This window comes from Comamonas koreensis (genome assembly GCF_021026195.1).
In the GTDB taxonomy this organism is placed as follows: Bacteria; Pseudomonadota; Gammaproteobacteria; order Burkholderiales; family Burkholderiaceae_C; genus Comamonas; species Comamonas koreensis.
Map to the genome: position 1 here is coordinate 40,037 of NZ_JAJNCT010000027.1, position 14,855 is coordinate 54,891.

Consider the following 14,855-nt stretch of genomic DNA (forward strand, 5'->3'; position numbering starts at 1 on the left):
GCTTAGGCCGCTGGCGTAGATGGGGGCTGAAGCCGGTGCTGCATCAGCAGCTCATCGTGCAGCTCGCCATCGACCAGCAGGGCTGCCGGCTCGGTGCCATAGGCCTTGAACCCTGCCTGTTCATACAAGCGGATTGCAGTGGCATTGGCGGCGTTGACGCTCAGGTGGATCTGCACCGCACCGGGAACCTGGCGGGCAAAGGCGACAGCCTGTGCCAACATGGCCTGCGCGATGCCCTGGCCGCGAAAGGCTGGCTCCACATACACGCCCCACAAGGCCATGCGGTGCCGGGTCTTGAGGCCGTCCTGGCGGCGAATGCCCAGCATGCCCACCAGATGGGCGCCGGCAAAGGCCCCCAGCACGCCCTGTTCAGCACTGGGCGCCAGGCGCGCCTCAATCAGCGCCAAAGTGCGGTCTTTTTCTTCCTCGTAGCTGGAGCCAAAGGCGCTTGGCGATGCGCGCAAACCGGCCAGGCGCAAGCGCTGGAAGGCAGTGGCATCGGCCGGAGTCAGCCAACGGGTCTCAAAGGCAGCGGCGGGCATTCGGCTCAGGGCGCGAGGCGTTCGCGGATCCAGTCGGTGCTGTTTGGCGCTGCTTGGCGGTAGCGCAAGCGGTCATGCAGCCGGCTCTTGCGGCCCTGCCAGAACTCCCAGGTATCGGGCACCAGGCGAAAGCCACCCCAGTGCGGCGGGCGGGGCGGCTTGAGCAGGAATTGCGCGCCATATTTGGCGGCATTGGTCACCAGCACGGTGCGGCTGTCGATGACCTGGCTTTGCGGGCTGGCCCAGGCGCCAATGCGCGAGTCGAGCGGGCGGCTGTTGAAGTAAGCGTCGCTTTCCTCATCCGAGACTTTCTCCACGCGCCCCTCAATGCGCACCACGCGCTCCAGCTCCACCCAATGGAACATCAGCGCAGCAAAGGGATTGCCGGCAATTTCGCGGCCCTTGCGGCTGTCGTAATTGGTGTACCAGACGATGCCGCGTGCGTCGTAGCCCTTGATCAGCACGATACGGGTGCTGGGCCGGGCATCGGGGCCGACGGTGGCGACCGTCATCGCATTGGGTTCTGGCAGCTGTGACGCAACGGCTTCGTTCATCCAGCGGTCGAACTGGTCAATCGGCGCAGCGCAGGACGCCGATTCGTTCAGCTCGGCGCGTTCATAGCTTTTGCGCAGGTCGGCAATGGAGTGGGAGAGTTCGCTCATGGCCCGATTGTGCATCGCTTTGGCGCAGTGCAGTGACAAAAAAGCCTGTGGGCCACCGGGCGCCACAGGCTGGTTTGAACAGGCTCCTAAAGCAGGACGGCTTACTGGATCACACCGCAGCCCAGACGTGCACCGGAATTGCCGGTGGGCTGGGTGGTGTAGTCGTCCTTGTCCTTGTGGACCACCACAGCGCGGCCCTTGATGTCGCTGGGCTTGCCGGTGCCGATCGACAGGTCCTTGGTCTCCCAGACCAGGAAGGCGGTGCCGGCGGCATCGGCCATCAGGCTGGGCAGATCACCGACATGGGATTCGGGGCCGGACTTGCCGTGCTGGTGGCCGGTCGGGTTGTAGTGGCCGCCAGCGCTCATGGCATCGGGCGACGAGCAATTGCCGTTCTCATGCACATGGAAGCCGTGCTCGCTGCCCGGCTGCAGACCCTTGACCTGCGCCATCACGCGCACCGTGTCGCGGTTGACCTCATAGACACGGAAATAGCCGCTGATGTTGTTGCCTTCAGTCGGGTTGATGGTTGCTTCGGCGATCGGGGTGGCGCGGTCGGTGTGGGCGCAGGCGCTGAGCACGGCGGCCACGGCTGCGGCAGCCGCGAGCTTGGCGATGGATGGGATGCGTTGAATCATGCGAACTCTCCTGGTGCCTTGGAATAAGGGGTTGTCACAAGCCACCGTTTTTAGCATGTGCAAGGCACCGCTCTTGTAGTCTGATTGCCAGCAATCGCGGCGGCGCGCTTACTGCGTGGGCGTTGTTGTCAGGCGCTCGGCCACCAGATCCCAAACCGCTTGCGCGGCAGCGGGCAGGCTGCGCTGGCGGCGCCGCACCAGCATGATGGCGCGTTGCACCTGGGGCCGCAGATCACACACCTGCAGGCTGCTCAAACCCTGGGCTGGTATCGCCAGGCCCGGCATGATGCTGATGCCGATACCGGCCTCGACCATGCGAAAGGCCGTGGTCACATGGCCCACCTCTTGCACCACCGGGCTGTGCTCCGGCCCGCATCCGCTGGCCAGCAAGGCGGCATCCATCAAACGGCGGCTGCCCGATGCGTGGTCCAGCAGCACCAAGGGCTCACCGCGCAGCTGGTCCCAGCGCAGGCCGCTGGCATCCTGCGCCTGCTGCACCAACGGATGCCCGGGCGGCAACACGGCTACAAAGGGGTCCAGCTGCAGGCTGATGTAGTCGAGATCGCCCAGCTCGGGCGGCTCCACCACCACCCCAAAATGCACATCGCCGCTGCGCACCTGGGCCAGCACCTCTTGCTGCAGGCGGTCCACCAGCTGCAGCTGGATCTGTGGCAGCTCGCGGTTGCAGGCCGCAATGCAGGCCGGCATCAGCGCCGCAGACAGCGTGGGGCTGCTGGCAATGCGCACCAAACCACGTGCGGCATGGCCCACATCGGCCACCTCGGCCAAGGTATCGGCCAGCTCCTGCAGCAGGGGCGCGGCCTTTTGGGCCAGCAGCTGGCCGGCATCGGTCAGCAGCACTTCGCGCGTGGTGCGGTCCAGCAGCCGTACATGGAGCTGGCCCTCCAGCTCCACCATCGCGCGGCTGACGGCCGACTGGGTGAGCCCCAGGGTCTGGCCTGTCTGGCTGAAGCTGCGGCACTGGGCGACACAGAGAAACACCTGGAGCTGGCGGAGGCTGACGTGCATGGCAGGAGGTAAAAAATCAGATATATGACTTTAAATCATTAATCAATCTTATAAATTAATTTTACTTTCGCTCGCAAACGGCGTCCAATGGCGCTCATGAAATTCCGTCCCGACAACTTCACCCTGATGCTGGTCGCCACCGTGCTGCTGGCCAGTTTTTTGCCTGCCACCGGCCAGGTCGCAGGCGCCTTTGAGACCTTGACGACGGCGGCCGTGGCGCTGCTGTTCTTCCTGCACGGCGCCAAGCTCTCGCGCCAGGCGATTCTGGCGGGCATCATGCACTGGCGCCTGCACCTGTTCATTGTCGGCAGCACCTTTGTGCTGTTTCCGTTTCTGGGCTGGGCGCTCAAGCCGCTGCTGACGCCCCTGGTCTCGCCCGAGCTGTATGTCGGCGTGATGTTCCTCTGCGTGCTGCCGTCCACCGTGCAGTCCTCGATCGCCTTTGTGTCTATGGCGCGGGGCAATATCCCGGCGGCGATCTGCAGCGCATCGGCCTCGACCCTGCTGGGCGTCTTCATCACCCCGCTGCTGGTGAGTGTGTTTGTCACCGCCCATGGTGCCAGCGGCTCCTTTGTCGATGCGGTGGTCAAGATTCTGCTGCAGCTGATGCTGCCTTTTGCGGTCGGCCATCTGATGCAGCGCTGGGTGGGGCCCTTCATCAAGAAGCATGGCAAGCTCACCAAGGTCGTGGACCAGGGCTCCATCCTGCTGGTGGTCTACACCGCCTTCAGCGCCGCCGTGGTGCAAGGCATCTGGCGCCAGGTGTCGGTCAGTACCTTGGTGGGTCTGCTGGTGATCAGCGCCATCATCCTGGCCCTGGCGCTGTTCCTGACCACCTTCCTGTCGCGCCGCCTGGGCTTCAGCAAAGAGGACGAAATCACCGCCGTGTTCTGCGGCAGCAAGAAGAGCCTGGTCAGTGGCGTGCCCATGGCCAAGGTGCTGTTTGCCAGCAGCACCGTGGGCATGATGGTGCTGCCGCTGATGCTGTTCCACCAGATGCAGCTGATGGTTTGCGGCGTATTGGCTGCCAAGTACGCCAAGCGCGCACAGCAGCTGGAGGCGGAGAAGGCGCTGGGCGCAGCGGCTGCGGGCAAGTAAGCCGCAGCAACAACCCTCAGAAAACGGGCCGGGCGCATCAAGCACCGGCCCGTTTCACTTCAGCGCCGGGCTGAAGCTGATGCTGTATTTCTCCAGCGCCGGGCCCACTTCGAGCTGCATGGTGCGGCGCTTGACGGCGGGCTTGCCGCCGGTCACCTGGGCCGTAATCACAATGCCCTTGCCATGGGCGCGGCAGCGCAGGTCCTGCAAGCCCAGGTCGTTGTCGTCATTGATCTCGGCAAAGCCCTGGGTATGGGCGGCGACCCCGCGCCAGTGCGGCGTTTCCTCGGGCTGGTTCATCCACTGCACAAACAGATAGGTCTGGCCGTTTTGCTCGCCCTGTACCAGGCGGTAGGGCTGCACAGCCTTTTTGCTGCCCTGGTTGCGGTTGCCGCACAGCTGCACGCTGGTGACGCTGTCGCTCATGGTGAAGCGGTTGGCACGGGTCTCCGCCGCCCGGGCGCTGAAGGAGGAGGCCAGGCCGGCGCAAACGGCCGCCAGGCTGGCAAGTTGGCACAAAGTGCGGTAACGCATGGATTCAATCGCTCAAAGGGTGGAGGGCTGCGGCGGCGGGCCAGAATGGCACCGCGCGGCGCAGCCAGGCCAAACATCATAGGCCTGTGCCATGGCGCTGCTGGGCAGATGCCGGCGCTACAGCGGCAAATTTGCGCAAAACATCGCAAGCGATTGCAATCAGGCGGTGCTTGGGGTTTCAGGTTTTTTCAGCGCGGCCATCGCCTCGGCCAACCGCACAATGCTGAGCGGGCCGCAGCCCTCGGCCTCATTGCTGACGGTGACATAGGCGGGCTGGCCCTTGCCGCAGACGCCAGCCAAGGTGCTGGCCAGCAAGGCCAGGGTGGCTGGGTCGGGCTGCTGGATGCGGTCAAACGGGGCCAGCTGCTTTTCGGCATCGGCATAGCCATAGGGGCCAAAGACGGGGTTCACATTCCAGCGGCAGACCAGCGGGCCGGGCCAGAGCGCGCGCAGCAGCGGCAGTTGCTCGGGCATGCGCGGCATCTTGGCATGCAGGCCCAGGCAATAGGTGGCACCGGCCTGGCGCAGGATCTGGGCCAGTTGCGGTGCGATCTCGGGGCGCAGCCAGTCGGCATCACGCACTTCAAAAGCCACTATCGGCCGGCGCTCTGCCGGCAGGTTTGCGAGCTCCGCTTGCACGGCCAGCGCCAGTTGCTCCAGCGCTGCCAGGGTGGGCTGCAGGTTCAGCAGCCGGCCCAGCGGCAGCGGGCTGAGCTGGAACAGCAGCACGCCGAGCTTGTCCAGCAGGCCTTCACAGGCCGGGCGCACATAGCTGCTGAGCGCCAGCTCCACATTTAAAAAGGCCGGATTGGGTTCGCGTCCCCGGCCTTCTTCACCGCGCACCTGCGCATCGCAGACCAGCGCCGGCCCCTTGACGATAAAACGGAAATCCGCCGGCACCTGTGCGGCGTAGACCGCGTATTCAGAAGCTGCCAGTGGCCGGTAAAAGCTGCGGTCAATGCTGACGGTACGCAGCAGCGGGTGCTCGGCATAAGCGTTCAGGCCACGTTGCGCAAGAATGCGCTCGCTGTAGGCCTTGTCCCAGACCAGACCCTGCCAGCCAGGGTAGGACCAGGAGGATCCGCCCATGCGCAGCAGCGCCGGCATGGCGGGGGCCAGGTCCTCACCCAGCAAGGGGTAGGCCGCGCCTACCGCCTGCGCACGGCTGCGCGCTTTGGCGGCATGAGCGCGTGGGGGAGCGGGCACCTCGGTGTCTTGCGCGTCGGCAGTCGGCGCAGCCGGGGCGGGCGCAGCAACGGGCGGCGCGGGCTCGGCGCCAAACAAATCCAAATTCGAATCGGGCTCTGGGGACATCGCGGCCCAGTATGCCATTGCTGCGCGCTGCGATTCGCATTGTTTGACGATTGGCCACCCCGGCTGACAGCAGGCGCAGCCACTAGGCCAGCGCCCTCTGGACTGCTATAAAAATTACACTTTTCAAATCCGGCACCTGTTCAAATCCCCAGTGGCCGCCAGCAGCTATGGCACACTCGCTGTTTTGCCAGAGAAGCATTGGAGCGAGCGTAGAGCATGCAAAAGATCATTGCGCAGATTGCGGCTGAGCTGAAGGTGGCCGAATCGCAGGTTACGTCGGCGGTGGAGTTGCTGGACAGCGGCGCCACAGTGCCCTTTATTGCCCGCTACCGCAAGGAAGCCACCGGTGGTCTGGATGACACCCAACTGCGGGATTTGGCCGAGCGCCTGACCTATCTGCGGGAGCTGCAGGAGCGCCGCGAGACGGTGCTCAAGGCTATTGACGAGCAGGGCAAGCTGACCGACGCGCTGCGTCTGGCCATTGCCCGTGCGCCCACCAAGCAGGAGCTGGAAGACATTTACCTGCCTTTCAAGCAAAAGCGCCGCACCAAGGGCCAGATCGCCAAGGAATTTGGCATTGAACCGCTGGCCGACAAGCTGTTTGCCGACCCGAGCCTGGATCCGCAGCAGGAAGCCCAGGCCTTTTGCAAGCCGGCCACCGTGCTTGACGATGGCAAGCCCGGTCCGGATTTCTCGACCCCGCTGGCCGTGCTCGATGGCGTGCGCGACATCCTGTCCGAGCGCTGGGCCGAAGACCCGGTGCTGGTGCAAAAGCTGCGTGAGTGGCTCTGGGCCGAAGGCCTGCTGCGCTCCAAGAAGGTGGATGCCAAGAACGAAAACGACCCCGAGGTTGCCAAGTTCCGCGATTACTTTGACTATGACGAGCCGATTGGCCGCGTGCCATCGCACCGCGCGCTGGCTGTGTTCCGGGGCCGCGCGCTGGAGGTGCTGGAAGCCAAGCTGGTGCAGCCCGAGCTGCAGCCTGGCGTGGCACCCGAGCCGGGCCAGCCCAGCCTGGCCGAAGGCAAGATTGCCCTGCACCTGGGCTGGAGCCATGCCAAGCGTGCCAGCGATGACCTGATCCGCAAATGCGTGGCCTGGACCTGGCGGGTCAAGCTGAGCCTGTCGACCGAGCGTGACCTGTTCTCGCGCCTGCGCGAAGACGCTGAAAAGGTGGCGATCAAGGTGTTTGGTGACAATCTGCGCGACCTGTTGCTGGCTGCGCCTGCCGGTCAGCGTGCCGTGCTGGGCCTGGACCCGGGCATCCGTACCGGCGTCAAGGTCGCCGTGGTGGACCACACCGGCAAGCTGGTGGATACCACCACGGTCTACCCGCATGAGCCGCGCCGCGACTGGGATGGCTCACTGGCCGTGCTGGCCCGCTTGGTGGAAAAGCACCAGATCAACCTGATTGCGATTGGCAACGGCACCGCCAGCCGCGAGACCGACAAGCTGGCCGCCGACCTGATCCGCATTGCTGAAAAAGCGGGCAAGAAGATCGATAAGGTGGTGGTGAGCGAGGCGGGCGCCTCGGTCTACTCGGCCAGCGAATTTGCTGCGCTCGAGATGCCCGATGTCGATGTCAGCCTGCGCGGTGCGGCATCGATTGCCCGCCGCCTGCAAGACCCGCTCGCCGAGCTGGTCAAGATCGACCCCAAGAGCATTGGCGTGGGCCAGTACCAGCACGATGTGAACCAAAGCGAGCTGGCCCGCCAGCTCGACGCCGTGGTGGAAGACTGCGTGAACTCGGTGGGTGTGGACCTGAATACCGCCTCTGCGCCACTGCTCAGCCGCGTCTCCGGTCTGTCGGGCACGGTGGCCAAGTCGGTGGTGCGTTGGCGCGATGCCAATGGCTCGTTCAAGAACCGCAAACAGCTGATGGATGTGGCCGGCCTGGGTGCCAAGACCTTTGAGCAGGCCGCCGGATTCCTGCGCATCCGAGGTGGCGACAACCCGCTGGACATGACCGGCGTGCACCCGGAAACCTACCCGGTCGTCGAGCAGATCATTGCCACCACCGGCAAGCCGGTGGACCAGCTGATGGGCCGTGGCGATGTGCTCAAGGGCCTCAAAGCCGAGCGCTTTGTCAGCGAGAAGTTTGGCGCCCTGACGATCTCGGACATTCTGGGTGAGCTGGAAAAGCCCGGCCGCGATCCGCGCCCTGACTTTGTCGTGGCCCGCTTCAACGAAGGCGTGGAAGACATCAAGGACCTGCGCGAGGGCATGACCCTGGAAGGCACGGTCAGCAACGTCGCCCAGTTTGGCGCCTTTGTGGACCTGGGTGTACACCAGGACGGCCTGGTCCACGTCAGTCAGATGAGCTACAAGTTCATTGAAGATGCTCGCGAAGCCGTCAAGACCGGCCAGATCGTCAAGGTCAAGGTGCTGGAAGTGGATGTGGAGCGCAAGCGCATCAGCCTGACGATGAAGCTGGACGCCGCGCCCCCGCGCCGCGATGGCCCGCGTGACAACCGCTTTGAATCGGCCGGCCGAGGCCAGGGCGGTGGCGGCAGGGTTGGCTACACGCAGCCGGCCCGCGCCAACCAACCTGCGCAGCAAAACGCGATGGCCTCGGCCTTTGCCAAGTTGCAAGGCCTCAAAAAATAAGTGCTGGGCCATTGCCTGCGCTGACCGCAAGTGCCAAACGGCCTTGCGGTTTTTTGTTGAGTGCTGCATCCCGCCAAGAATCGGCCAAAGATGACATCCGCCAGCCCGGAAATTGGATGTAATAACGGCTTGCGCCTCCCCACCTTCTGATCTCCCCACACCATGCCCCCCGACCACGCCGCGCCCGACGATGAGCCTGTAGCCCAGCCCGTTCCTGGGCCCCAGCGGCCCTCGCGTCGTGCGCTGGCCGAGACGGGGCCAGGTGGCAGGCGTGGCGCGGGGCGCCGGCGCAAGGGCGCATCCACACAAGAGACCCTGGCCCCGCTGCTGGCGATCGTGCCGGGCCTGCGGTTGATGGTGGGCATGGTCATTGCGGCGGTGGTGATTCTGGGCCTGTATGTAGGCAGGGATGTGCTGCTGCCGGTGGCCTTGGCTGCGTTGCTGGGCTTTTTGCTCGATCCGGCCGTCAGCCGGCTCAAACGCTGGGGCCTGCCCCGGGTGCTATCGGTAGCCCTGGTGATGGCGCTGGCCCTGGGAGCGCTGGGCGCAGGCGCCATCTATGTGGGCAACCAGGTGACCAGCCTCAGCGCCGAGCTGCCGACCTACCAGAACACCATTCGCCAGAAGCTGCGCCACGTCAAACCGTATTTCAATGGCCCGGGGGTCTGGGACGGCGCGGTCAAGGTGCTCAATACGGTGGAAACCGAGATCGGGCAGGGCGATGCCCGCCGCCGCGTGCAGAAGGTGGAGGTGCAGGAGCCGGAGGTCAAGCCCATCCAAAAGGCTCTGGAGCTGCTGAGCAAGGTGGCCGAGCCGCTGGCCACCACCGGCATTGTGTTCCTGTTTGTCGTGCTGATACTGCTGGACCGCAGTGGCCTGCAGGACCGGCTGCTGCGGCTGATGGGGCCGAATACGCACATGGCTTCCGACGCGCTCGATGACGCTGCGACGCGCATCGGCCAGTACCTGCGCATGCAGCTGTTCGTCAACCTCAGCTACGGGGTTCCGATGGCGCTGGGGCTGTGGTGGATTGGGGTGCCCGGCGCCATTCTCTGGGGCATTCTGGCGGCGGTGCTGCGCTTCGTGCCCTATATCGGGCCGATGGCATCGGCCGTTTTTCCGCTCACGCTGGCGTTTGCAGTGGACCCCGGCTGGAGCCTGCTGCTGTGGACCCTGGCCCTGATTCTGGTTCTGGAGCTGATCAGCAACAACGTGATCGAGCCCTGGCTCTATGGTGCAAGCACCGGTTTGTCGACCTTGTCCATCATTTTGGCGGCGACCTTCTGGACGGCGCTGTGGGGCCCCGTGGGCCTGATCTTGTCGACCCCGCTGACGGTCTGCCTGTTGGTACTGGGGCGCTATATCCCGGGGATGGGGTTTTTGGAGATTTTGCTGGGCAGCCAGGCGGTGTTTGACCCGCCGGAGAAACTGTTGCAGCGCCTGTGGCGTGGCGATGTGGACCAGGCAATCGATGTGGCCTCGGAAAATATTGACGAAGCGCTGCCACCCAAGCCCAGCCAGCAGGACCAGGCATTTGCTGTCACCCATTTCTACGACGAGGTGGCCGTGCCGGCCCTCCAGATTGCGGCCCAGCAGTACCGCAGCGCTGCCAGCCCACCGCAACGCCAGCGTCTGTCGGAGGCGGTGGCCAGGCTGCTCAGTGGCCTGCAGCGCCATTACCCGCCTGACGCATTGCCCGAGGCGGTCGAGGGTCAGCCGCCCCCGGCCTCGGTTGTCTGTGTCGGCATGCAGTGGGACATCGACCGGCATGCCGCCACCATGGCAGCCCATGCGCTGCGGCTGCACGGGGTAGACAGCAGCACCCGCGCGGTGTCCATCGACACCGTGCTCCGTCAGGGTGATCTGTCGCTGTACGACGGTGTGCGCCACCTTTGCATCTGCAGCTTCCATCCGAACCCATTGGGCAGGCTGGCCCAGATGTGCGAGAGCCTGCGCCAACGCTGCCCGCAAATGCAGATCACCGTGATGCTGCTGGGTGCGCAGAGCAGGGGGGGCGTGCGCAGCGACACCTTGAACAGCATGCGCGCGCACGGTGCGGTCCAGCAGATCAGCGACCTGACGCGCCTGGTCTTGGGCGAAGGCGCCTCCAGGTTGGATGCCACCTGACGGAAGATCTGCAGACGCCTCTGGCTGGGCAGCGAACGCTCCGGGCGGCGCCGGTGGCAGGTGGGTGCTTGGGGCTGTTCAGTCAAAGGGCTTGGCGCCCAATGCGGTGACGACGTGGTCGACAAAGCAGGTGATACGTGAAGCCAGCGCCGTGTTGCGGTAGTAGACCGCATGGATGGACTGGCGTACATCAAGCAGTTGGTCTTCGAACAACGGCACCAGCTTACCGCTGTCGCGGTCTGCGCGCGTCATGAAATCCGACAGGCAGACCATGCCCTGACCGGCCAAGGCCATATGGCGCAGCGTTTCGCCGCTCGAAGAGGCAATCGCCGGCTGAATGCGCAGCAGTTCGCCGCCGGTGTCACGCAGTGGCCATTCGTTAAGCGAATCGGGTTGGGTGAATCCCAGCAACACATGCTGCGCCAACTGCTGGATATCGGTCGGGGTGCCGTGGCGTGCGAGGTAGGCGGGGCTGGCCAATACCCGGATGCGGCTGATGCCCACAGGCCGCGCATGCATGCTTGAATCCTTGAGCGCGCCAATGCGAAAGGCCACATCGCTGCGCTTTTCGATCAGATCCACAATGCCTTCGTGCGAGTGCAGTTCCAGCTCCACCTCGGGATACGTGGCGCGAAAACTGTCGACCAGGGGCACCAGCACATGCAACATAAAGGGCGTGGCGGCATCCACCCGCAGCCGCCCGGCAGGCCGCACACGCCGTGCGGCCATCAGCTCTTCGGCCTCATCCACTGACACCAGGATTGCGCGTGCCCGCTGCAAGAAGGCGCTGCCTTCCTCGGTCAACTCCAACCGGCGGGTGGTGCGGCGCAGCAGCGTGGTTTGCAGCTTTTCCTCCAGCCGCCCCAAGGTGCGGCTGGTGGCGGAGACGGTCTGGTCCAGCAGCTCGGAGGCGGCGGTGATCGAGCCGGTATCGACCACGGCCACAAAGGCCTGCAATTCGTCGAGCGTGGTCTTCATTGTTGCCCTGGCGTCAAAAGATTTTGGTGGCGATGGTACTTAATCTGCAAATATTAGCAGGGCACACTAGCAGCTATGAAGTCTTCCGCTGTATTGTTCGCATTGGCCATTGGCGCTTTCGCCATTGGCACCACCGAGTTTGCCCCGATGGGGCTGTTGCCTGTGATCGCCCAGGGGGTCGACGTCAGCATTCCCACTGCGGGCATGCTGGTGTCGGCCTATGCCGTGGGCGTGATGCTGGGTGCACCTGTGATGACCTTGCTGTTCAGCCGTTTTGGCCGGCGCGCGGCACTGGTCACCTTGATGCTGATTTTCACCGTCGGCAATCTGCTCTCGGCACTGGCCCCTGGCTACACCACCTTGCTGCTGTCGCGCCTGGTGACCAGCCTCAACCATGGGGCCTTCTTTGGCATTGGCGCTGTGGTGGCGGCCAGCGTGGTGCCCAAGGACAAGCAGGCCAGCGCCATTGCTGCGATGTTCATGGGGCTGACGGTGGCCAATATCGGCGGCGTGCCGGCTGCCACCTGGATTGGCCAGCAAGTGGGCTGGCGGCTGGCCTTTGCCGGCACCGCTGCGCTGGGCCTGCTCACCATTGCCGCGCTGTGGATGGTGCTGCCCAAGGGCGAGGCCGGCACACGCCCGGATGTGCGCCGTGAACTCAAGGTGCTGATCCGCCCCGAGGTGCTGCTGGCCATGGGCACCACGGTGCTCGGTGCCGGCTCCATGTTCACGCTCTACACCTATGTGGCGCCGGTACTGACCGAGATCACCCATGCCAGCCCCGGCTTCATCGCCTTTGCGCTGGTGCTGATCGGCGTGGGCTTCACCATCGGCAACAGCTTGGGTGGCCGGCTGGCGGACTGGTCGCTCGATGGCGCTACACGCATCATCCTGCTGGCTCTGGCCCTCATCATGGTGGTGCTGCCTTGGGCGCTTGGCACCCATCTGGGCGCCGGCATTGGCATGGTGGTCTGGGGTGCTGCCGCCTTTGGCATGGTTCCACCGGTGCAGATGCGGGTGATGCAGGCCGCCGCAGAGGCGCCCGGCCTGGCCTCGTCCGTCAATGTGGGCGCTTTTAATCTGGGCAATGCCGTGGGCGCCGCATTAGGGGGAGCCGTCATCAGCCAGGGTCTGGGCTATGGCGCAGTGGCCTGGGCAGGCGCGGCGCTGGCTGCAGGCGGGCTCGGTCTGGTGCTGATCCAGGGCCGCATGCGCCGTGGGCAGGCTGGTGCTGCAGCGGCGGCGGGCAATATCTAAGCATCGCTATTTGGGCCAAGAGCTCCTCGTGCAGACCACCAGCTGCGCGAGGAGCTTTTTGCTTTTTGGCTGGGTGAAGCCGCGCACGGAGCAGGGGAGGGCTTGATAGTTGATATTTCTTCAAAAGAATATTGTTGATCCAGGGCTTTATCTGCAAGGATGAAAAGCGCAAACTGTCTACCAATGCGATGAGGACCTGGTTGGGCTGCCAACCACTGCAGGGCCGCCGCACATTTCTGTCCGTATTTTTCTCAAGGAGTTATTCATGTCTATTCCTCGCTTTGGTGTTGGTACTTTCCGTCTGCAAGGGCAGGTCGTGGTCGACTCGGTGCGCAATGCGCTGGAGCTGGGCTACCGCGCGGTCGACACCGCGCAAATCTATGGCAATGAAGCCGAGGTGGGCCAGGCCATCGCTGAGAGTGGCGTAGCACGTGAAGATTTGTTTGTCACCACCAAGATCTGGACCGACAACTACAGCCAGGCCAAGCTGGTTCCCAGCCTCAAGGACAGTCTCAAAAAGCTGCGCAGCGACTATGTGGACCTGACCTTGATCCACTGGCCCGCACCCGGCAACGGCGTGGCGTTGCAAGAATTCATGACGGCGCTGGCGGATGCCAAGGCCCAGGGCCTCACCCGCCAGATCGGTATTTCCAACTTCAACATCGATCTGACCCGCCAGGCCATCGCCGCCGTTGGAGCAGGGGAGATCGCCACCAACCAGATCGAACTCAGCCCCTACCTGCAAAGCCCCAAGCTGACGGCCTTTCTCCAGGAGCAGGGCATTGCCGTGACTTCGTACATGACCCTGGCCTACGGCAAGGTGCTGAAGGACCCGGTATTGGCAGAGATCGCCAGCAAGCACCAGGCTACCGTCGCCCAGGTCGCGCTGGCATGGGCGCTGCAACTGGGCTACGCCGTCATTCCATCTTCCACCAAGCGCGAGAACCTGGCCAGCAACCTGCTGGCCCAGCAACTGGTGCTGGATGCCGAGGACATGGCCCGCATTGCCCAGCTGGAGCGAAACGGCCGTGAGGTCAATCCCGAGGGACTGGCGCCTGTGTGGGATTGAGACCCTGACAGGGGTATTTAGCGAAGGCCTGCCGTTGTGCAGGCCTTTTTTGCAGTGGAGCAGGGTGAGCCATAGCATGCACGCGTAAAACACCTCAACGCTTCGATATGCATTTGCTTAGGTTAAGCGGGTGGGATCTCCAGATGTCGTTCGACAATTTTTACGTGTTGGAAACCTCTGGTCTGAGTAAGCTACCTGCTGCTATGTTCGGCTAGGAAGGAGGGGGCTCTCATGCGAATTCAGGTCGTAGCGCCAGGAGCGGCGGTCAAAGAAGAAAGAATTACTGCCGCAGCGGAAGTACTGGAGGCTTCCGGCCATGTAATCACTTTTGGAGCCCATACCTTTCAAAGGCACCGTTATTTGGCCGGACGCGATGAACTTCGTCTCGAAGACCTGAAAAGTGCTATGACCGATAAAGCGGTAGATGCAGTTTGGTTTGCGCGAGGAGGTACCGGATGCATGCACCTGCTGCCCCATGTGGCGGACTGGCTTGCGCTTAAACCTATTATTGGGTACTCGGATAATTGCTCGCTTTTGCTGCAGGCGTGGAAGCTTGGCGGTCGTGCCATCCATGGTCCGGTGTTCGAGGAAATAGTAGCAGGCGATGCAATAAGCCAGCATGCTGAGGATGTACTCACATTACTGAGCAAAGGCAGCGCAGCTCTTCATTTTTCCGGGCTCATACCTGGCGGGAGCTTAGAGCGCGTCAACGTGACGGGGCCGACCCTCGGCGGGAATCTGGCAACCTTGAGTTCTCTCGCGGGTACGTCCTGGTTACCGTCAATGGCTGGAGCCATTGTTTTGCTGGAGGATGTGGGCGAGCCGTTTTACCGGATAGAGAGATCCTTGGCACAACTTCGACTATGTGGCGTGTTGGATGGCGCTCAGGCCGTTGTGCTGGGAAATTTCACAAATTGTCCAGCGCGGGGTGGGCTTCCCCCGGTTTTCCGGACACATCGAATGACATGATGCGTTTAGGAGGCGAATATGCCAAGGACGA

Annotated in this window: 13 protein-coding genes; 6 read left to right on the plus strand and 7 right to left on the minus strand. The window is 63.7% G+C overall.

Features of this window, described 5'->3' with window-relative positions:
• Positions 1-2: 2 nt before the first annotated feature.
• The 4 genes from LPW39_RS19320 to LPW39_RS19335 all read right to left on the minus strand — a co-directional run bounded on the left by LPW39_RS19320 (position 3) and on the right by LPW39_RS19335 (position 2,871).
• On the minus strand, positions 3-542 hold the full coding sequence (locus tag LPW39_RS19320) for a GNAT family N-acetyltransferase (RefSeq protein WP_230778825.1): 540 nt from the start codon (positions 540-542) through the stop codon (positions 3-5).
• Positions 543-547: 5 nt separating this feature from the next.
• Positions 548-1,219 carry a pyridoxamine 5'-phosphate oxidase gene (pdxH, locus tag LPW39_RS19325; RefSeq protein WP_230778828.1) on the minus strand — a complete coding sequence of 224 codons (672 nt, stop codon included), beginning with the start codon at positions 1,217-1,219 and terminating at the stop codon, positions 548-550.
• Between the two features lie 86 nt (positions 1,220-1,305).
• Positions 1,306-1,842 carry a superoxide dismutase family protein gene (locus LPW39_RS19330; RefSeq protein ID WP_230778830.1) on the minus strand — a complete coding sequence of 179 codons (537 nt, stop codon included), beginning with the start codon at positions 1,840-1,842 and terminating at the stop codon, positions 1,306-1,308.
• A 108-nt stretch (positions 1,843-1,950) separates the two neighbouring features.
• Entirely contained in the window at positions 1,951-2,871 is a 921-nt protein-coding gene (locus LPW39_RS19335) for a LysR family transcriptional regulator (protein WP_230778832.1), read from the minus strand.
• Between the two features lie 87 nt (positions 2,872-2,958).
• On the opposite strand from LPW39_RS19335, the gene LPW39_RS19340 reads away from it, so the two are divergent.
• The gene (locus tag LPW39_RS19340) at positions 2,959-3,969 is read left to right on the plus strand and encodes a bile acid:sodium symporter family protein (RefSeq protein WP_133858857.1); all 1,011 of its coding nucleotides are present in this window, start codon (positions 2,959-2,961) and stop codon (positions 3,967-3,969) included.
• A 54-nt stretch (positions 3,970-4,023) separates the two neighbouring features.
• On the opposite strand, the gene LPW39_RS19345 is transcribed toward LPW39_RS19340, so the two are convergent.
• Both LPW39_RS19345 and LPW39_RS19350 read right to left on the minus strand, forming a co-directional pair.
• Positions 4,024-4,503, minus strand: coding sequence for a hypothetical protein (locus tag LPW39_RS19345; protein ID WP_230778834.1), 480 nt, complete (start codon positions 4,501-4,503; stop codon positions 4,024-4,026).
• Positions 4,504-4,662: 159 nt separating this feature from the next.
• A complete protein-coding gene (locus LPW39_RS19350) occupies positions 4,663-5,817 on the minus strand; it encodes a DUF72 domain-containing protein (RefSeq protein WP_230778836.1) in 1,155 nt (384 codons plus the stop codon).
• Positions 5,818-6,033: 216 nt separating this feature from the next.
• On the opposite strand from LPW39_RS19350, the gene LPW39_RS19355 reads away from it, so the two are divergent.
• A complete protein-coding gene (locus LPW39_RS19355; protein WP_230778838.1) occupies positions 6,034-8,424 on the plus strand; it encodes a Tex family protein in 2,391 nt (796 codons plus the stop codon).
• Between the two features lie 162 nt (positions 8,425-8,586).
• Entirely contained in the window at positions 8,587-10,551 is a 1,965-nt protein-coding gene (locus LPW39_RS19360; protein WP_230778841.1) for an AI-2E family transporter, read from the plus strand.
• A 78-nt stretch (positions 10,552-10,629) separates the two neighbouring features.
• On the opposite strand, the gene LPW39_RS19365 is transcribed toward LPW39_RS19360, so the two are convergent.
• A complete protein-coding gene (locus tag LPW39_RS19365) occupies positions 10,630-11,529 on the minus strand; it encodes a LysR family transcriptional regulator (RefSeq protein WP_230778843.1) in 900 nt (299 codons plus the stop codon).
• Positions 11,530-11,604: 75 nt separating this feature from the next.
• Between LPW39_RS19365 and LPW39_RS19370 the strand changes: the two genes are divergently transcribed.
• The 3 genes from LPW39_RS19370 to LPW39_RS19380 all read left to right on the plus strand — a co-directional run bounded on the left by LPW39_RS19370 (position 11,605) and on the right by LPW39_RS19380 (position 14,824).
• Positions 11,605-12,786, plus strand: a complete 1,182-nt coding sequence (locus LPW39_RS19370) for an MFS transporter (protein WP_230778845.1) — start codon at positions 11,605-11,607, stop codon at positions 12,784-12,786.
• Positions 12,787-13,051: 265 nt separating this feature from the next.
• Positions 13,052-13,855 (plus strand): 2,5-didehydrogluconate reductase DkgB, encoded by an 804-nt coding sequence (dkgB, locus tag LPW39_RS19375; protein ID WP_230778848.1) that lies wholly within the window; start codon positions 13,052-13,054, stop codon positions 13,853-13,855.
• Between the two features lie 231 nt (positions 13,856-14,086).
• Positions 14,087-14,824: a S66 peptidase family protein gene (locus LPW39_RS19380; RefSeq protein WP_230778851.1), complete on the plus strand. Its 738-nt coding sequence runs from the start codon at positions 14,087-14,089 to the stop codon at positions 14,822-14,824.
• Positions 14,825-14,855 lie beyond the last annotated feature (31 nt).